This window comes from Geodermatophilus sabuli (assembly GCF_900215145.1).
Taxonomy (GTDB): domain Bacteria; phylum Actinomycetota; class Actinomycetes; order Mycobacteriales; family Geodermatophilaceae; genus Geodermatophilus; species Geodermatophilus sabuli.
On record NZ_OBDO01000002.1, the window covers coordinates 209,294 to 227,713 of the forward strand.

The window sequence follows — 18,420 nt, forward strand, 5'->3', positions numbered from 1 at the left end:
CATGGGGACCCGGCGCCTTCCCGAGGAGACCGGATGTCCACGCTCAGCGCCGTCATCGACCTGACCCCCGCGCCGCCCAGCGTGCGGGTCGCCCGCCGCCTGGTGCAGGACCTGCTGCAGGCGTGGCGGGCCCCGCACGACACCGAGGACGCCACGCTGCTGACCACCGAGGTCGTGGCCAACGTCATCGACCACGTGGGCGGGGAGGCGTCGTTCACCCTCGAGGTCACCCTGTCCGACGAGTGGCTGCGGATCGCGGTGGTCGACGGGTCGGCGGTGCAGCCCCTCGTGCGCGAGCTCGACGTGACCGCCGCCCGCGGCCGCGGGATGCGGCTGGTCGCCGGCATCGCCGACCGCTGGGGCGTGGAGCCCCACAGCGGCGGCAAGCGGGTCTGGTTCGACCTGGCCCCGGCGTAGTCGTGAGCGCCCGGTGGTTTGTCATCGACGGCTGGCGGGGAGCCCTCCGGGGACCGCACGAGCCAGGAGGAGATGCCATGAGCGAGCCGACCGGACGCACCGAGAGCGCCGGCGAGGGCCTGTCCGACGAGGAGATGGTCCGCACCGTCGCCGAGCAGACCGACAGCGCCTCCGAGCACGCCGACGTGGCGGGCAAGGACTGGGACGGCGACCCGTCCTCGGCGCCGGACCCCACCAGCTGAGCCCGGGGCGGGGGTGAGCTCCCCCGCCGGGACCCGCGCACGGCGGACGCGGCCGTCCGCCGTGCCCGGCCCGGTCCGGACGGTGGCTCGCTGGGCCGTGCGGCACGGCCTGCCCGCGGCCTACCTGAGCCGCGCCGTCGGCCGGGGCGACCTGGTCGCCCGGCTGATGCGCGACCCGGCGCTGCGCGCCGAGCCGTACGCGCTGTACGAGCAGCTGCGCGCCCGGGGGCCGTGGGTGCCCAGCGCCCTCGGGCCGGTCACCACCTCGCACGCCGCGGCCTCGGCGCTGCTGCGCTCGGACCGCTTCGGCGTCGGCTTCGACTGGTCGGCCGCGCCCCGGCCGGTGCGGTGGGCGCTGGCCGTCGGGGACGACCCCACCGCCACCGGCGTCGCCGAGCCGCCGTCGATGCTCGTCGTCGACCCGCCCGACCACACCCGGTACCGCAGGCTGGTCGGCCGGGCCTTCACGCCGCGTGCGACCGCGGCCGCCGAACCCCTGGTCCGGCGCACGGCCGAGGAGCTCCTGGACCGCCTGGAGGGCCCGGCCGCCCGCGGCGAGACCGTCGACCTGGTCGCCGCCTACGCCGCCCCGCTGCCCGTCCTGGTCATCGCCGACCTGCTCGGCGTGCCCGGCGACCGGCAGGAGGACTTCCTGCGCTGGGGAGCGGCCGCCGCGGCCACCCTGGACCCCGGCCTGCCCTTCCGCCGGTTCCTGACCGCCGACCGCGCCATGCGGGCCCTGCACGCCTTCCTGGCCGAGCACTTCGCCCGGCTGCGCAGTGACCCCGGCGACGACCTCGTCAGCCAGCTCGTCACCGCGGCGGACGGCGGCGCGCTCACCGACCGCGAGCTGCACGCCACCGTGATGCTGCTGCTCGGCGCCGGCTTCGAGACGACGGTGAACCTGCTCGGCAACGCCGTCGTCCTCCTCGACGCGCACCGCGACCAGCGCGACGCCCTGCTGGCCGACCCGTCGGGCTGGCCGAACGCCGTGGAGGAGGTGCTCCGCCACGACAGTCCGGTGCAGATCACCGGCCGGATGGTGCGGACGGACACCACCGTGGCTGGTACGGAGCTGGGAGCCGGCACCCGCGTCGTCGTCCTGCTGGGGGCGGCCAACCGCGACCCGGAGGTGTTCGCCGACCCCGGGCGCTTCGACGTCGCCCGCGCCGACGTGCGGGAGCACCTCGCCTTCTCCGCCGGAATCCACTACTGCGTCGGCGCCGGCCTCGCGCGGCTTGAGGGCGCCGTGGCGCTGCGGGCTCTCACCGAGCGCTTCCCGCGGCTGCGGGTGGCCGGCCGTCCGGTGCGGCGCGAGCTGCAGACCCTGCGTGGCTTCGAGCACCTGCCGGTGACCCTGCGCTGACTCATGCGGCGCTGGGCTCCCGTGGCCGCTCCTCCACCCGGAGGACGCCGCTGCGCGCCGCCCCCAGCCGGCCCACGCCATGGGCGCGAGCAGCAGCGCCATCGGCCAGGGCCAGCCGCCGGTGCGGTCGTTCAGCCAGCCCAGCGCCAGCGGGCCGGCCGCGGCCATCAGGTACCCGAGGCACTGCGCGACCCCGCCCAGCCGCGCTGCGGACTCCATCCGAGTCAGCTCACCACACGCGGGGAGGCCGCACCGTCGGACGGCGGCGATTCCGCAGGACGGGAGGGGGTTGGCGCAAGAGCGCCCGGTCAGAAATAGTGACCGCGGTCTCTCGCCCGACGGAAAGTGAGCGCATGAGCATCCTCGGTACCCGCGTGGTCCGCACGGAGGACCCGCTGTTCCTCACGCGTGGTGCGACCTACACCGACGACCTGGTCGACGACCGGCTCACCGGTGCGCTGCACGCCACCTTCATCCGTTCGCAGGTCGCCCACGGCCGCGTGCTGTCGGTGGACGCCTCGGCTGCCCGTGAGGCGCCCGGGGTCGTCGCCGTGTACACGGCCGAGGACTGTCCGGACCTCGCCCCGCTCCCCGCCGGCCTGCCGATGGTGCCGCCCGCCATGCAGCGGCCCTGGCTGGCCACCGACAAGGTCCGGTTCGTCGGCGACATCGTCGCCGTCGTCCTCACCGAGGACCGCTACCAGGGCGAGGACGCCGCGGAGCTGGTCTCCGTCGACATCGACCCCCTGCCGACCGTCGTCTCCACGGCTGACGCGGCGAAGGACGAGGTGCTGCTGTTCGAGGAGGCCGGGACCAACGTCGCGGCGGTCTTCGGCGGCCCGCCCCCGGAGGACTTCTTCAGCGGCTGCGAGGTGGTCGTCCGGCAGGCCGTCAAGAACCAGCGCGTGGCGCCGGTGCCGCTGGAGACCCGCGCCGCCGCCGCCGCGTGGGGCGAGGACGGCCGGGTGACCATCTGGTGCACCAACCAGGGCGCCCAACAGGCCAAGGGCGAGATCGCCGGCTGGCTCGGCCTCGACCCGGCGCTGGTCCACCTGGTCACCCCCGACGTCGGCGGTGGCTTCGGCGCCAAGATCGGCGCCGACCCCGAGTACGCCTTCGTCGCGTGGCTGGCGCAGCGCGTGGGCCGGCCGGTCCGGTGGACCGAGAACCGCTCCGAGAACCTGCTCGGCATGCTGCACGGGCGCGGCCAGGACCAACTGGTCACCATCGGTGGCCGGCGGGACGGCACCGTCGAGGCCTATGCCATCCACGTGGACCAGGAGGCCGGCGCCTACCCGCGGGTCGGCGTCATCCTCCCGACGCTGACCATGCTGATGGCCGCGGCGACCTACGCCTTCCCGAAGGTGCACGCCTCTGCACGGGTGCTGGTCAACAACGCCACCTCCATCGGCGCCTACCGCGGCGCCGGCCGTCCGGAGGCGACCGCCGCCGTCGAGCGGGCAGTGGACATGTTCGCCGCCGAGATCGGGATGGACCCGGCCGAGGTGCGCCGGAAGAACCTGGTCCCGCCGTTCCACGAGCCGCACACCACCCCCTCGGGCGCGACCTACGACTCCGGTGAGTACGTCGTGGCGCTCGAGAAGGCGCTGGAGGCGGCCGGCTACCAGGAGCTGCGGGCCGAGCAGGCCCGCCGCCGGGAGGCCGGCGAGGTGAAGCAGCTGGGCATCGGCCTGTCGACCTACGTCGAGATCACCGGTGCCGACACCGGCCTGGGCGCGGCGGAGTCCGCCGAGCTCGAGGTCCACCCCGACGGGACGGCGACCGTGCTCACCGGCACCTCGCCGCACGGCCAGGGCCACGCCACCGCGTGGGCGATGCTCGCCAGCGACCAGTTGGGCATCCCGGTCGAGAAGATCACCGTGCTGCACGGCGACACCGACCGGATTCCGCGCGGCGGCGGCACCATGGGTTCGCGCAGCCTCCAGCAGGGCGGGGCAGCGGTGCACCAGGCGGCCACCGAGCTGATCGAGCTGGCCCGGCAGCGCGCCGCCGAGCAGCTGGAGGCCGATCCGTCCGACCTCGAGGTCGACCTCACCGCCGCCGGGCTGAGCGTGCGCGGCACCCCGGGCTCCGGGATCACGTTCGCCCAGCTGGCCGAGAAGGAGCCGCTCGTCGTCCAGACCCGCTTCGAGGCGGCGGCGCCCACCTTCCCGTTCGGGGCGCACGTGGCCGTCGTCGAGGTCGACACCGAGTCCGGCAAGGCCGAGCTGCAGCGCCTGGTGGCCGTGGACGACGCCGGCATCATCGTCAACCCGCTGCTGGCCGAGGGGCAGCGGCACGGTGGCTTCGCCCAGGGCGTGGCACAGGCGCTGCTGGAGGAGGTCCTCTACGACGCCGACGGCAATCCGCAGACGTCCACGCTGGCCGACTACCCGTTCGTTTCGCCCACCGAGCTGCCCAGCTTCGAGCTGGTCGACATGGCCACGCCCACGCCGATCAACCCGCTCGGCGCGAAGGGCATCGGCGAGGCGGGCACCATCGGCTCCACCCCCGCCGTCCACAACGCCGTCATCGACGCCGTCGCGCACCTCGGCGTCCGGCACATCGACATGCCCACCACACCGATGAAGGTGTGGCGGGCCATCCAGCAGGCTCAGCAGGAGGGCACGAACTGATGAAGGTCACCCTGACCGTCAACGGTCAGCAGCGCAGCGACGAGGTGGAGCCCCGTCTGCTGCTGGCGCACTACCTGCGGGACACGTGCGGGCTCAAGGCCACGAACATCGGCTGCGACACCACGTCGTGCGGTGCGTGCACCGTCGTCGTCGACGGCCTGACGGTGAAGTCCTGCACCGTGCTGGCGGCCCAGGCCGACGGCTCGCAGGTGACGACGCTGGAAGGGCTGGCTGGGCCGGACGGCGAGCTGCACCCGATGCAGAAGGCGTTCCGCGAGGAGCACGGCCTGCAGTGCGGCTTCTGCACCCCGGGCATGGTGATGGCCGCGATCGGCGTCGTGGCCGACAACCCCGACCCCAGCGACCGGGAGGTCCGGGAGGGGCTGGAGGGCAACCTCTGCCGCTGCACCGGATACCACAACATCGTCCGGGCGGTGCAGTCCGCCGCCAAGGCCGGCCCGGCGGCCGGCCAGGTGCCGCAGTCGCAGGAGGTCGCCCGATGATCCCGGGGCCCTTCGACTACGTGCGGCCGACGTCGGTCGAGGAGGCGATCGCCGCGCTCGTGGAGCACGGGGACGACGCGAAGGTCATGGCCGGTGGCCACTCGCTGCTGCCCATCATGAAGCTCCGGCTGGCCATGCCCGCAGTCGTCATCGACATCAGCCGGATCCCCGGGATGTCCTACGTCCGGGTCGAGGGCGACGAGGTGGCCATCGGGGCCGGCACCCGGCACCACCAGCTGGAGCACGACGAGGTCGCGCGCGCCGAGGTGCCGATCCTGCCGTACACCGCCAGCCAGGTCGGTGACCCGCAGGTGCGTCACCGCGGCACGATCGGCGGCACGGTGGCGCACAGCGACCCGGCGTCCGACCTCCCCACGGCGCTGCTGGCGCTGGGAGGCACGGTGGTCGTGCAGGGCCCGAACGGGCGCCGGAGCATCCCGGTGACCGAGTTCTGGCAGGGCTTCTTCGAGACCGCCCTCGCGGAGGACGAGCTGATCATCGAGATCCGCGTGCCGCGCACCGGGTCGGCCGGGTGGGCCTACGAGAAGTTCACCCGACGGGCCAACGACTGGCCGATCGTCGCCGCGGCCGCGGTGGACGGCCGGGTGGCGCTGGCCAACATGGCCGGGACGGTCGTGCGGGCCACCGCGACGGAGGAGGCCCTCGCGCGGGGCGCCTCGATCGCCGAGGCCGCGGCGCTGGCCGACCAGGGCACCAGCCCCGGCGCCGACATGCACGCCGACCAGGAGTACCGCCGGCACCTGGCCCGGCTACTCACCCGACGGGCGCTGGAGAAGGCGGCCGGGGGAGCCGCAGCCGCCGCCTGAGGTCTGCGCCCGCGGAAACCGACGTCGGAACGCAGCGAGGCCCGGTCCCCACGTGGGGCCGAGCCTCGCTGCGATCCCGTCCCGGGTCCCGCCCCGAGCCTGCGGAGGGTGGGGAGGACGGGCCCTCCCTCAGCCGGCGGGGGTGAGCATCCCGGCGCCGACGGTGGCGTTGGTGGCCTCGTCGACCAGGATGAACCGGCCGGTCGCCCGGTTGCGGGTGTAGTCGTCGACGAACAGCGGCTGGGTGGCCCGCAGCCGCACCCGGCCGATGTCGTTGAGGCCCAGCTCGGTGGCCTCGACGTCGCGGTGCAGCGTGTTCACGTCCAGCCGGTAGGCGAGGTCCTTCACCATGGCGCGCACCGTGCGGGTGGTGTGCTTGACCGCGATCCGCTGGCGGGGACGCAGCGGCTCGTCGGCCATCCAGCACACCAGCGCGTCGAGGTCCTGGGTCGCGGTCGGCGCGTTCTCCGGTCGGCAGATGAGGTCGCCACGGGAGACGTCGAGGTCGTCGGTCAGCCGGACGGTCACCGCCATCGGGGGGAACGCCTCCTCCACCGGGCCGCGGGGACCGTCGATGCCGGCGATCGTGGTCGTCAGGCCGCTGGGCAGCACCTGCACCTCGTCGCCGGGGCGCAGCACCCCGCTGGCCACGGTGCCCGCGTAGCCGCGGTAGTCGTGGAAGGCGTCGGACTGCGGGCGGATCACGTACTGCACCGGGAACCGGGCGTCGGTGAGGTTGCGGTCGCTGGCCACGTGCACGTGCTCGAGGTGGTGGATCAGCGTCGCGCCCTCGTACCAGGGCGTGTTCGGCGAGTGGGTGACGACGTTGTCGCCGTGCAGCGCGGAGATCGGGATGACCGTGAGGTCCGGGACGGCGAGCTTCGCGGCGAAGGCGCTGAACTCGTCCCGGATCCCCTCGAAGACCTCCTCCGACCAGTCGACGAGGTCCATCTTGTTGACCGCCACCACCAGGTGCGGGACCCGCAACAGCGAGGCGAGGAACGCGTGCCGCCGGCTCTGCTCGACCATGCCCTTGCGGGCATCGACCAGGACGATCGCGAGGTCGGCGGTGGAGGCGCCGGTGACCATGTTCCGCGTGTACTGCACGTGGCCCGGCGTGTCGGCCAGGATGAACGTACGGCGCGGGGTCGCGAAGTACCGGTAGGCGACGTCGATGGTGATGCCCTGCTCGCGCTCGGCACGCAGGCCGTCGGTGAGCAGTGCCAGGTCGACGAAGCTGCCCTTGCTGGCCCGGGCGACCGCCTCGTACTGGTCCTCGAAGATCGCCTTGCTGTCGTAGAGCAGCCGGCCGATCAGCGTGCTCTTGCCGTCGTCCACCGAGCCGGCGGTGGCGATGCGCAGGATGTCCTTGCGCGCGGTGGCCAGCTCGACGGCGTGCTCGGCGACCGGCGAGTGGACGTCGACGGGGTGGCTGCCGGGCTGGGCGGCGGTGTCCGTGTGCGAGGCCATCAGAAGTAGCCCTCCTTCTTCCGGTCCTCCATGGCGGCGTCGCTCACCTTGTCGTCGCCGCGGGTCGCGCCGCGCTCGGTCATCCGGGTCACCGCGACCTCGGCGATGACCTCCTCGACGGTGGTCGCCTCCGACCGGACGGCGGCGGTCAGGTTGGCGTCGCCCACGGTGCGGTAGCGGACCATCGCGCGGAACGGCTGCTCGTCCTCCCGCGGGCGGATGAACTCGTTGACGGCGTAGAGCATCCCCTGGCGCTCCACGACCTCCCGCTCCTCGGCCAGGTACAGCGGCGGGATCGCGATCCGCTCGCGGGCGATGTACTGCCAGATGTCCAGCTCGGTCCAGTTCGACAGCGGGAACACCCGGATCGACTCGCCGAGGTGGATCCGGCCGTTGTAGAGGTCCCAGAGCTCGGGGCGCTGGTTCTTGGGGTCCCACTGGCCGAACTCGTCGCGGAAGGAGAAGACCCGCTCCTTGGCCCGCGCCTTGTCCTCGTCGCGGCGGGCACCGCCGAACAGCGCGGTGAAGCCGTGCTCCTCGACCGCGTCGAGCAGCACCGGCGTCTGGATGCGGTTGCGGGAGCCGTTGGGCTCCTCCTTGACCAGCCCCTTGGCCATCGCGTCGGGCACCGAGGCGACGATGAGCTGGACGCCGAGCTCGGCGACGCGCTTGTCGCGGAACTCCAGGACGTCGGGGAAGTTCAGTCCGGTGTCCACGTGCATGACCGGGAACGGGATGCGGGCCGGCGCGAACGCCTTGCGGGCCAGCTCCAGCATCACGATCGAGTCCTTGCCGCCGGAGAAGAGCAGCACCGGGCGCTCGAGCTCCGCGGCCACCTCACGGACGACGTGGATGGACTCGGCCTCCAGCGTCTCCAGCTGGGAGAGCCGGTAGTCGGGTGTGCTCACGGGGCGGTGCTCCGGTCGTTCGGGGACAGGGCTCGAACCAGCACCAACCGCACCGGTCCGGGAGGGATTCCCCCTCCAGTGTCCGTCATCGCCGCGCGGGTCCCGCTGTGACCCCGGACTCACCGTTCGCCGGCGACGGCCTCCAGCAGCCGGTCGGCGAGCTCCGGGCGGCAGACCACGAGGTCGGGCAGGTACGGGTCGGCGCCGTTGTAGTGCAGCGGCGAGCCGTCGAGCCGGACGGCGGTCAGCCCGGCGGCGCGGGCGACGGCGACCGGGGCGGCGGAGTCCCACTGGTACATCCCGCCGGCGTGCACGTACGCGTCCACCTCACCTCGGACGACGGCGGTGACCTTGTAACCGGCCGACCCCATCGGCACCAGCTCGGCGTCGAGGGCGGCCGCGGCGGCGTCGGCGGCCACGGGCGGCCGGGTGCGGCTCACCGCGATGCGCAGCCGCCCGCTCCCGGACGGCGGCACGACCGGGGCCGGGTCGGTGACGAGGACCTCCCCGAGCGCGGGCAGGGCCACGGCGGCCGCCGTGAGGTCGCCGTCGGCCCACAGCGCCACGTGCACCGCCCAGTCCGGCCGCTCCTCGCCGTACTCGCGGGTGCCGTCGAGCGGGTCGACGATCCACACCCGGTCCGCGGACAGCCGGGCCGGGTCGTCGACGGCCTCTTCGCTGAAGACGGCGTCCCCCGGGCGCCGGGCGGCCAGCAGCCCGCTGATCGCGGCCTGGGCCGCGGCGTCCCCGGCGTCACCCAGGGCGCGGCCGGTGCGCTGTCCGTCGGCGCGCAGCTGCAGCAGCGCCGCGGCAGCCGCGCCGGCGACCTCCGCGGCCACCTCGACGTCGGTCACGGCCGCTCCGCCAGTGCGGTGGCGTCGGTGGGCCGGCCGGGGGGTGCGTGCCGCCCCGATGCATCGGTGATCGCCCCGAAGTAGGTGGCGTGCACCTCCTCGCGGGGCATGACGAACACGCCGCGGGCGGCCACGAGCACGCGCTCCGGGTCCGCGGCGGTCGCGATCTCGCCAGTGACGACGCACTTGCGGCCGGCCGCCTCGACCACCCGGGAACGCAGCTGCAGCGGCGTCGACAGCGGCACCGGGCCCCGGTAGTCCAGCTCCAGCCGGACCGTCATGCCCCACAGGCCGGCGGCGATCGCGGCCGAGCCGAGCAGCTGGTCCATGAGCAGGCTGCTCACGCCGCCGTGCACGTAGCCGGGCGGGCCCTCGTAGGCCAGGCCCAGCGTCGCCTCGGCGGCGACGCCGTCCGCGGTCCGGCTGATGGACAGCGGCGGGGCGATGGCGCTGCCCACACCGCTCACCGGGTTGTAGACGCGGCGGAACACCAGCGGGTCGTCGAGGGAGGGCAGCTGCGTCGGCGGCCGCCGCCCCGCGGCGAGCCGGGCGGTGGCCGCGCGGGCCTCAGCGGCGGCGGCGCGCAGCACGGCGGCGGGGACGGTCGTGCGCACCGAGGCGTCGACCAGTTCCCGGAGAGCGCTGCCCAGCTCGCCCACCGCGGCCATCAGGTCGCTGTCGTAGGGCTGCCCGTCGCCGTCGGAGTCCACGGTCGGACCGTAACGCCGGGCCACGAGCCCGGCTCAGCCCCCCACCCCGTCGCCGTCGGCCGGGTGGTCGGCGACGGGGTGCGCGGCCGGGGCGCCGGCCCCGTCACCGACAGCCGGCCCCGAGCGGGGCAGCCGGACGGTGAACGCCGCTCCGCGGCCGGGCGCGGTGTCCAGGTGCACGGTGCCGCCGTGCGCGGCGACCAGCGCGGAGACGATCGCCAACCCGAGCCCGGTGCCGCCCCCGGCGCGGTTGCGGGACGGGTCGGCCCGGTAGAACCGCTCGAAGACGCGGGCGGCGTGCTCGGGGGCCATCCCCGGCCCCTCGTCGGCGACCCGGAGGACGACGACACCGCCGTCCTCCCCGTCGCCGGTCACGTCCCCGGCCGCCGGCTCGTCGGAGATGTCCACCCTGACCGCGACCGTGGGCGGGGTGTGCACCAGCGCGTTGGTCACCAGGTTGCCCACGACCTGGCGCAGCCGGGCCTCGTCGCCGAGGACGACGGGGAGCTCGCTGAGCGACTCGTCCAGGTGCAGGGTGACCGGCCGGTCCGGCTGGACGGCGCGGGCGTCGTGGACGGCGTCCCCGGCCAGCTCGCCCAGGTCGACGGGGGTGATGGTCAGCGGACGCTGCTGGTCCAGCCGTGCCAGCTGCAGCAGGTCCTCGACGAGGACCCCCATGCGGGCTCCCTCGGACTCGATCCGCTGCATGAGCCGGGCGGTCTCCTCCGGGTCCCGGACCGCGCCCTGCCGGTACAGCTCGGCGAAGCCGCGGATCGAGGTCAGCGGGGTGCGCAGCTCGTGGCTGGCGTCGGCGATGAAGCGGCGCATCCGGCTCTCGGAGGCGCGGGCCTGCTCCTCGGAGGCCTGCTGCGCGCGGAAGGCGCTCTCGATGCGCCCGAGCATGCCGTTGAGCGCGGTGGTCAACCGGCCCACCTCGGTCCGCTCGTCGCCCTCCGGCACCCGCTGGGACAGGTCGCCGGCGGCGATCGCGCGGGCGGTGCGCTCGACCTCGGCCAGCGGTCGCAGGCTGTTGCGGACGACGAGGTACCCGGTGGCCCCGAGCAGCAGGAGCACGATCAGCCCGACGACCGCCTCGATGCGGACCAGCCGGCGGATCGCGGCCTGGTCCCTTTCCAGGTCGGTACCGATCACGAGGGTGTAGCCGCCGGGCAGCTCCCCGGTCAGGATCCGCCAGTCGGTCCGGCCGTCGGCGGAGGAGGCGGTGAACGGCCGGCTGCCCGACCCGTACCCGCCGTGGTCGTCGTCCAGGTCCCGGTCGAACCGGGGGACGCTGGAGCGCTCGGGTGGGCCCTGCAGGTCCACGACGTCGTCGGAGTCCGGGGGAAGGCAGCCGTAGTAGGCGGCGCCGGGCATCGCGCTGTACTGGCCGGCCAGGCAGGCGTCGAGGACCTGCCGGTTGCGCTCGAACTGGTGCACCGCGGCCCGCAACGCGCTGTCCTGCTGGTCGAGCAGGTAGCCGCGCAGCAGGGAGGTCGCGGCCAGGCCGGTGGCGGCCAGGCTGACCGTCACGAGGGCGACGAGCAGGGCGACCAGCGTGATGCGGAGGGGGACGCGGGGACCCGTTCGCACGGGGGGCTGCCCGCTCACGGCGACCCCGGTCCGCGGCCGCTCACGGGATCACCGGCTCGCTGCCGCTCGAGCGAGCCGCTCTTCGCTCGCTGGTGCTCGCCGCGGTGCTCGCGCCCCTGTCCGCTCACGTCCCGCGGGGGAGCCGCAGCGTGTAGCCGACGCCGCGGATCGTGTGCAGCAGACGCGGCTCGGTGGTGTCCACCTTGCGCCGCAGGTAGGAGATGTAGGACTCCACGACGTTGGCCTCGCCGTTGAAGTCGTAGTTCCACACGTGGTCGAGGATCTGCGCCTTCGACAGCACCCGGCCGGCGTTGGCCATCAGGTAGCGCAGCAGCTTGAACTCCGTCGGGGACAGGCTGACCACCTGGCCGGCCTTGATGACCTCGTGCGACTCCTCGTCGAGCTCGATGTCGGCGAAGGACAGCCGCGGCGACTCGGCGGCGCGCTGCTGGCCGGTGCTCCGGCGCAGCACCGCCCGGATGCGGGCCAGCACCTCGTCCAGGCTGAACGGCTTGGTGACGTAGTCGTCCCCGCCGAGCGTGAGGCCGGAGACCTTGTCCTCGGCGGCGTCCCGGGCGGTGAGGAACAGCACCGGCGTGTGCCGGCCGCTCTCCCGCAGCCGGCGGACGACGCCGAAGCCGTCCAGCCCGGGCATCATCACGTCCAGCACGAGCAGGTCCGGGCGGAACGTCGCGGCCATCGCCAGCGCCTGCTGCCCGTCGGCGGCGGTGGCCACCTCGAACCCGGCGTAGCGCAGGCTGGCCGAGAGCAGCTCCCGGATGTTCGGCTCGTCGTCCACCACGAGGAGGCGAGCCTCCGGGGCCGTGCTCCTGCCGGTGCCGCTCACAGCACCTCCCGTCGAACGCGCAACCGTCGTCATGGTCCCAGCCTGGGACCGGGGGCTGCGCCATCCCTGGGCGCTCCCTGTGAGGAGTCTGGACGACGGGTCAGCCGCTGGGGGACATGGCGCGGCCGCGGCGCCAGTAGCCGATCGCGTGGTGCTGGGCCCGCCCCAGACCCCAGCGGCCGCGCAGGTCGGCCCGGATGGTGCGGACGGCGGCGGACTCGGCGGCCACCCAGGCGAAGACGTCGTCCCCCTCGGGCCGGTCGAGCCCGGCGACCGCGTCGGCGAGCAGCGTGCTCTCCCCGGGCGGCGTGCCGTCGCGGTGCAGCCAGCGCACCGCGACGCCGTCCGGCGCGGGCACCGGCTGCTCCTCCGCGGCGTCGGCCACCTCGATGAGCGCCAGGCCGCGTGTGCCCGGCGGGGCCGCGGCCAGGATCCGCGTGATCGCGGGCAGGGCGGTCTCGTCCCCGACGAGCAGCAGCCGGCCCGCGGGCCGCTCGCCCAGGGGCCCGCCACCGGCGACGGCGACCGGCGCCCCGGGTACGGCGGCCGCCGCCCACGCGGCCGCGGGGCCGTCGCCGTGCAGGACGAAGTCGATCTCCACCTCCCCGCGGTCGGGGTCCTGCCGGCGGGCGGTGTAGCTGCGCAGGTGCACCCCGTGCGTGCCCTGGGGCCAGACGATCCGGCCGTCGCGGGCCACCGCCGGCCACCGCGGCGCCGGGTCACCGACGCGGGGCACCAGCAGCGAGATCGTCGGCCCGGCGGCCGCCACCGCGGCGGGGGTGCCCGACAGCAGCACCCGGCGCATCGACGGGGTGAGGTCGGCGACCGAGGCCACGGTGAGGACGTCGACCGGGCGGGTGGCGTCGGGAGCGGTCACGAAGCCTCCTCGCTGGTGCTCGTCGGCATCGAGACCGACCGTGCTGTGCCCATGGGTGACCTCGCGAGCTCGGTCACGGTCCGCCCAGCCTAGAACGGGCCGACCCGGCCGACCCCGGGGGAATGGAGTCGACCGGGCCGGCGATCGAGGACGGGACCACGTCACCGTGGGTAGCTGCGGCACCGCATCCATCAGGCGCGATGTCGTAGCGCTTCCCGTCGCCAGCAACGCTACGTGACCTGAGACCGTCGGGTAGAGCCCCTACGGGTGATGCGGCGTTCCGAACGGGTGATGTGTGTCCCGGCCGCCCCGGGGGCAGGGGCAGGGGGACAGCGTCGGAGGGCCTGGAGGCCACGGATGGCAGACGAGTTCAGCAAGGGCGACCACGTCACGTGGAACAGCCACGGCAGTCAGGCCGAGGGCACCGTCAAGCGCAAGATCACGAAGGAGACCGAGGCCTCCGGACGGACGGTGAAGGCCAGTCCGGACGAGCCGCAGTACGAGGTCGAGAGCGACAAGAGCGGCAAGACGGCGGTGCACAAGCCCGGCGCCCTGCACGAGAAGTGACGAACGGACGAGGAGGAGCGCGATCGTGAGCGAGACCGGAGACCAGTTCGCCGGAGCGGCGGCCCGCAGCACCAAGCACAGCCCGCGGGTCGACGAGGAGATGGAGCACGAGATCCAGGGGATGCTCAAGGGCGAGCGCGCCACGCGCGCCCAGGAGTGGCGCGAGGTCGAGCCGTCCGCGGAGGGGGATCCGGACGTCGACGCCGACCCCGCCGGCAGCCTCGTCGGTGGCACGCCGGTCGGCATGGACGCCGACGCCGTCGTCCGCCGCGCGGAGCTGGCGCGCTGGCTGGACCGTGCCGACTTCCCCAGCGACGGTCCCGCCCTCGTCGAGGCGGCGCTGGACCACCGCGCCCCCGACGCGGTCGTCGACGAGCTGCGCCAGCTCCCCGAGGGGGAGACCTACGAGCGCATCGGCGACGTCGTCCGCGCGCTCGGGTACCCCACCGAGACCTGAGCGGCCGCGGTCAGGAGCCGACGCGGTCCGGCTCCTGACCGCCGTCCGCGGTGATGCGATCCTCGTCCTCCGCGATCTCCTCCGCGCCGCGCCGGCGGAACAGCCGGGAGCCGGGGAAGCCCTTCACCACGTGCCGCACGTCCTGCATGGTGTCCAGCAGGTCGTGCACGTCGGTGGCGACGTTGCCCATCGACGCCACGACCGGCAGCACGTCCTCGTCCAGGTGCGTCATCAGCTGCGGCAGCCGGTCGATGAAGGCGATCACCGCGTCGACCTCGTCGGGCTCGACGCTCGCGGCCAGCCGGCGTACCGCCGGGGCCAGCGCCAGCAGCGGCCCCTCGAAGACGTCGACCAGCGGGTCCACCCGACCCAGCATGCCCTCCGCCGAACCGACCAGCTCCTCAGCGCGCGCGACCGTCCCGCCGACGGCGGTGACGGCCTCGTCGGCCTTGCGTTGGGTGGTGCCGACGGCGTCGATGGCTGCGTCGGCTTTCTGCTGGGTGGTGCCGACGGCGTCGATGGCTGCGTCGGCCTTGCGTTGGGTGGTGCCGACGGCGTCGATCGCCTGGTCGGCTTTCTGCTGGGTGGTGCCGACGGCGTCGATGGCTGCGTCGGCTTTCTGCTGGGTGGTGCCGACGGCGTCGATCGCCTGGTCGGCTTTCTGTTGGGTGGTGCCGACGGCGTCGATCGCCTGGTCGGCCTTGCGCTGGGTCTCCCCGACGGCGGCGACCAGGCCCTCTGCGCGGCCTGCGACACCCTCGACGCGGCCCACCACGGCCTCGACCCGGTCCAGGAGCGTCTCCACCCGGCCGACCACCGCCGCCACCCGGGGCACCAGTGCGAGCGCCTCGGACACGCCGTCGCGCAGGCCCTCCACCGCGGAGATCACGTCCGAGGGGCCAGGGATCAACGGCAGCTTCACCTCGGCGACGCTACGGCGGCGCGCGGAGTCACGCTCGGTGACTCAGCGCGTCGGCGGGGCGACAGCCGTTCCGTCCGTATCGTGGAGTGCTGCCGCGATCGCGCGGTGTGCGGCCAGCCGCGCCCGCGCGGAGCAGGCGGCGCGGGCCATGGCGACATGGGTACGACGATGGGAAGTCGACACCGGTGGGGGACAAGCGGACGCGCGACGACGCGGGGGACGGCCGCGCGCCGGGCCGGTTCCGCGGCCGCCGGCGGCCGTCGTCCCCGGACCCGGCCGTGCCCGGCCGCGAACCGATCACCGTCGAGCAGTTGATCGCCCGCCAGGGCGGTGAGGTCGGCCGCCGCCGCGCCGCCCGCACCGGCGAGATCCCGCTCCCCCTCGGCGAGCAGGCACCGGCACACCGGAGGGGACGGCCGCCGGTCCCCGGCGACGACGCCCGTGTCGCCGACGACGCCCGTGCCGTGCCGCGTGCCGCCGACGACGCCCGCGCCGAGTCCCGCGAGCGGGTGGACGAGGAGACCCCGGGACCCCGACGCGGTTTCCCGCCCGTGCCGGGCACCCCGGCCGCGGGGCCGGTCACCCCCACGGAGCAGGGCTCCGTCCCGCCGCCGGCCGTCGCCCGGACCGCCGCGTCACAGCCGGCAGAGCCCGCCGCCCGGCCCGCACGCAGCGGGCTGCCGCCGGTGCCGCCGCTGCCGGGCCGGCCGTCCACCCCGCTGTTCCCGCCGCTGGCCGACCAGCCCGGCTACCGGCACTCCCGGCCGATCGCCCCCCTGCCCCCCATCCCTGGGCGCGACGTCCCGCTGTCCGGCGCCACCCGGCTGGCCCCGCCCGGGCCACGGGCGCGGCGAGCCGCCCGGCGCGCGGCGCGCAGCCCCGGCCGCCGGCGGCTGATCCGGGCCGCGCTCGGCCTGCTGGTGGTGGTGGGCGTCGTCGTCGCCTACCACCTCGGCCTCTACTTCTACGTGGACCAGAGCATCCAGCGGGCCGAGGCCCTCGCCTCGCAGGGTCCGGAGGTGCTGGCGCCGCGGTTGCAGGAGGGCGCGGCCACCTATCTCGTCGTCGGCACCGGGTTGCCCGGCGCCGAGGGCCCCGCCGGGGTCGCCACGCTGCTGGCCCACGTCTCCCCGGACGAGCAGCGCGCCGTCCTGGTGAGCATCCCGCCGACGGCGCTGGTCGACACCCCCGCCTGCGTGGGCTCCGACGGCGAGCTGCGCGAGCCCGCGACGGAGGCCTTCGCCACCTCGCTCCTCGACGGCGGGCCCGCCTGCATGGTCCGGGCCGTGCAGCAGGTCTCCGGGCTGCGGGTCGACCACTACCTGGGCGTGGACCTCACCCGGCTGCCGGACATGGTCGACGCGCTCGGCGGCGTCGCCATGTGCCTTCCGCAGCCGACCCCCGCGGTGGCCGCCTCGGCGCAGCCGCTGCCGGCCGGTGGCAGCCAGGTGTCCGGCGAGCAGGCGTCGGCGTTCCTCACCCCGGGCGACGCCGGCTCCGACGTCACCGGCGCCGCGGTGGCCGAGCGCGCGCAGCTGCTGCTCACCGCGACCCTGCGGACGGCGATGTCCTGGGGCACCCTCGGCAACCCCGTGACCCTCACCCAGTTCCTCATGCGCGCGTCCGGGGGGCTCACCGTGGACGAGGACACCAACCTCGGCGACCTCCGCACGCTGGCCGGCACGCTGGGTGACCTCACCGGCGACGCCGTCCAGCGGACCGGGCTGCCGGTGTCGCAGGTCGGGTACGTGCCGGCCGGCACCGACCAGGCGTACGTGCTGCTCGACTCCGGCGCCACCCGCTCGCTGTTCGACGCCGTCATCGACGAAGGCGGGCTGCCACCGGAGCTGACCGCGCAGGCCCAGGCCGACGCCGCCGCCCCGGCCCCGCCCACCGCGGAGGCCCAGGCCGAGCAGCCGGCGCCCGCGCCTGCCGAGCAGCCGCTGACCGTCCTCCCCGCCGACGTCACCGTCGACGTCCTCAACGGCACCGCCACCAGCGGCCTGGCCGCCACCGTCGCCGACCTCCTGCGCGGGCAGGGCTTCGGGGTGGGCACGGTCGGCAACGAGCAGGGCACCGTGAACCAGACCGTCGTCCGGTACGGGCCCGGAGCCGAGGAACGGGCCCGCACGGTCGCCGCCGCCGTCCCCGGCTCGGCGCTGCAGGCCAGCGACACGATCGGCGACGCCGTCCAGCTGGTGATCGGCCCGGGCTACTCGACCGTCGTCCCCGTGACCGTGCCGCCGCCCGGTGCCGCCGCCGAGCCGGCCTCGGAAGCCGCCGCCGAGCCGGCCCCGGAAGCCGCCGCCGTCGCCCCCCCGACCGAGCCCGCCTCCAGCTCCACGCCCGTCAGCTGCGGCTGACCCGGTCCTGACACCCGGCGGCACAGCGGACGCGGGAGGGGCCGCCGCGGTGCGGCGACCCCTCCCGGTGTGCGGTCGGGCTCAGCCGAAGCGGCCGGAGATGTAGTCCTCGGTCGCCTTCTGGTCGGGGTTGCTGAAGATCTTCTCGGTCGGGTTGAACTCGATCAGCCGGCCCGGCTGGCCGACGCCGTTGAGGTTGAAGAAGCCGGTCTGCTCGCTGACCCGCGCGGCCTGCTGCATGTTGTGCGTGACGATCACGATGGTGAACCGTTCCTTCAACTCGGTCATCAGGTCCTCGATCGCCAGCGTGGAGATCGGGTCCAGGGCCGAGCACGGCTCGTCCATCAGCAACACGTCCGGCTCGACGGCGATGGCCCGGGCGATGCACAGCCGCTGTTGCTGACCGCCGGACAGGCTCGACCCCGGACGGTCGAGGCGGTCCTTCACCTCGTTCCAGAGGTTGGCGCCCTTGAGGGAGCGCTCGACGAGGTCGTCGAGGTCGGCCTTCTTCATCTTCCGGCTGTTGAGCCGCACCCCCGCGGCGACGTTGTCGTAGATCGACATCGTCGGGAACGGGTTGGGCCGCTGGAACACCATGCCGATCTGCCGGCGGACGTCGACGGGGTCGGCGTCCGCGCCGTAGAGGTCCTGGCCGTCCATGACGACCTTCCCCTCGACGCGGGCGCCCGGGATGACCTCGTGCATCCGGTTCAGCGAGCGCAGGAACGTCGACTTCCCGCAGCCCGACGGCCCGATCAGCGCGGTGATGCTGCGCGGCTCGATGGAGACGTTGACGCCCTCGACGGCGAGGAAGTTGCCGTAGTAGATGTTGAGGTCGGAGACGTCGATGCGCTTGGCCACGCT

General features: G+C 74.7%; 18 protein-coding genes. 9 read left to right on the forward strand and 9 right to left on the reverse strand.

The genetic code is table 11. The features are described 5' to 3' along the window. Positions 1-33: 33 nt before the first annotated feature. The 6 genes from CRP39_RS06535 (at position 34) to CRP39_RS06555 (ending at position 5,991) form a co-directional block, all read left to right on the forward strand. Positions 34-417 (forward strand): ATP-binding protein, encoded by a 384-nt coding sequence (locus CRP39_RS06535; protein ID WP_097205471.1) that lies wholly within the window; start codon positions 34-36, stop codon positions 415-417. A 77-nt stretch (positions 418-494) separates the two neighbouring features. Next, on the forward strand, positions 495-659 hold the full coding sequence (locus CRP39_RS26715; protein WP_172442323.1) for a hypothetical protein: 165 nt from the start codon (positions 495-497) through the stop codon (positions 657-659). An 82-nt stretch (positions 660-741) separates the two neighbouring features. Next, positions 742-2,025: a cytochrome P450 gene (locus tag CRP39_RS06540; RefSeq protein WP_245853648.1), complete on the forward strand. Its 1,284-nt coding sequence runs from the start codon at positions 742-744 to the stop codon at positions 2,023-2,025. A 353-nt stretch (positions 2,026-2,378) separates the two neighbouring features. Beyond that, positions 2,379-4,661, forward strand: coding sequence for a xanthine dehydrogenase family protein molybdopterin-binding subunit (locus tag CRP39_RS06545; protein ID WP_097205474.1), 2,283 nt, complete (start codon positions 2,379-2,381; stop codon positions 4,659-4,661). Beyond that, entirely contained in the window at positions 4,661-5,164 is a 504-nt protein-coding gene (locus CRP39_RS06550) for a (2Fe-2S)-binding protein (RefSeq protein ID WP_097205475.1), read from the forward strand. The genes CRP39_RS06545 and CRP39_RS06550 overlap by 1 nt, the downstream gene beginning before the upstream one ends. Further along, positions 5,161-5,991 (forward strand): FAD binding domain-containing protein, encoded by an 831-nt coding sequence (locus CRP39_RS06555; RefSeq protein WP_097205477.1) that lies wholly within the window; start codon positions 5,161-5,163, stop codon positions 5,989-5,991. Before CRP39_RS06550 ends, CRP39_RS06555 begins: the two co-directional genes overlap by 4 nt. A gap of 129 nt (positions 5,992-6,120) precedes the next feature. Here CRP39_RS06555 and CRP39_RS06560 read toward each other — a convergent pair whose 3' ends face one another. The 7 genes from CRP39_RS06560 to CRP39_RS06590 all read right to left on the reverse strand — a co-directional run bounded on the left by CRP39_RS06560 (position 6,121) and on the right by CRP39_RS06590 (position 13,247). After that, complete coding sequence (locus CRP39_RS06560; protein WP_216359637.1) at positions 6,121-7,461, reverse strand: sulfate adenylyltransferase subunit 1; 1,341 nt, start codon at positions 7,459-7,461, stop codon at positions 6,121-6,123. Next, entirely contained in the window at positions 7,461-8,369 is a 909-nt protein-coding gene (gene cysD / locus CRP39_RS06565; protein WP_097205478.1) for a sulfate adenylyltransferase subunit CysD, read from the reverse strand. The genes CRP39_RS06560 and cysD overlap by 1 nt, the downstream gene beginning before the upstream one ends. A gap of 119 nt (positions 8,370-8,488) precedes the next feature. Then, positions 8,489-9,223, reverse strand: coding sequence for a 3'(2'),5'-bisphosphate nucleotidase CysQ (locus CRP39_RS06570; protein ID WP_097205480.1), 735 nt, complete (start codon positions 9,221-9,223; stop codon positions 8,489-8,491). Next, complete coding sequence (locus tag CRP39_RS06575) at positions 9,220-9,933, reverse strand: PaaI family thioesterase (protein WP_097205863.1); 714 nt, start codon at positions 9,931-9,933, stop codon at positions 9,220-9,222. The genes CRP39_RS06570 and CRP39_RS06575 overlap by 4 nt, the downstream gene beginning before the upstream one ends. 33 nt (positions 9,934-9,966) lie before the next feature. Beyond that, complete coding sequence (locus CRP39_RS06580; protein WP_097205482.1) at positions 9,967-11,523, reverse strand: sensor histidine kinase; 1,557 nt, start codon at positions 11,521-11,523, stop codon at positions 9,967-9,969. A 124-nt stretch (positions 11,524-11,647) separates the two neighbouring features. Continuing rightward, complete coding sequence (locus CRP39_RS06585; RefSeq protein ID WP_425432552.1) at positions 11,648-12,322, reverse strand: response regulator transcription factor; 675 nt, start codon at positions 12,320-12,322, stop codon at positions 11,648-11,650. Positions 12,323-12,470: 148 nt separating this feature from the next. After that, positions 12,471-13,247, reverse strand: a complete 777-nt coding sequence (locus CRP39_RS06590; protein WP_097205485.1) for a siderophore-interacting protein — start codon at positions 13,245-13,247, stop codon at positions 12,471-12,473. 357 nt (positions 13,248-13,604) lie between these two features. Here CRP39_RS06590 and CRP39_RS06595 point away from each other — a divergent pair, with 357 nt between their 5' ends. Both CRP39_RS06595 and CRP39_RS06600 read left to right on the forward strand, forming a co-directional pair. After that, positions 13,605-13,814, forward strand: a complete 210-nt coding sequence (locus CRP39_RS06595; RefSeq protein ID WP_097205486.1) for a hypervirulence associated TUDOR domain-containing protein — start codon at positions 13,605-13,607, stop codon at positions 13,812-13,814. Between the two features lie 25 nt (positions 13,815-13,839). Further along, entirely contained in the window at positions 13,840-14,271 is a 432-nt protein-coding gene (locus tag CRP39_RS06600; RefSeq protein WP_097205488.1) for a DUF2795 domain-containing protein, read from the forward strand. Between the two features lie 10 nt (positions 14,272-14,281). On the opposite strand, the gene CRP39_RS06605 is transcribed toward CRP39_RS06600, so the two are convergent. Next, positions 14,282-15,193: a hypothetical protein gene (locus CRP39_RS06605; RefSeq protein ID WP_097205489.1), complete on the reverse strand. Its 912-nt coding sequence runs from the start codon at positions 15,191-15,193 to the stop codon at positions 14,282-14,284. A gap of 278 nt (positions 15,194-15,471) precedes the next feature. On the opposite strand from CRP39_RS06605, the gene CRP39_RS06610 reads away from it, so the two are divergent. Then, entirely contained in the window at positions 15,472-17,556 is a 2,085-nt protein-coding gene (locus CRP39_RS06610) for an LCP family protein (protein WP_245853649.1), read from the forward strand. An 81-nt stretch (positions 17,557-17,637) separates the two neighbouring features. Here the strand turns inward: CRP39_RS06610 and pstB are convergent, their stop codons facing one another. After that, on the reverse strand, positions 17,638-18,417 hold the full coding sequence (pstB, locus tag CRP39_RS06615; protein WP_097205492.1) for a phosphate ABC transporter ATP-binding protein PstB: 780 nt from the start codon (positions 18,415-18,417) through the stop codon (positions 17,638-17,640). Positions 18,418-18,420 lie beyond the last annotated feature (3 nt).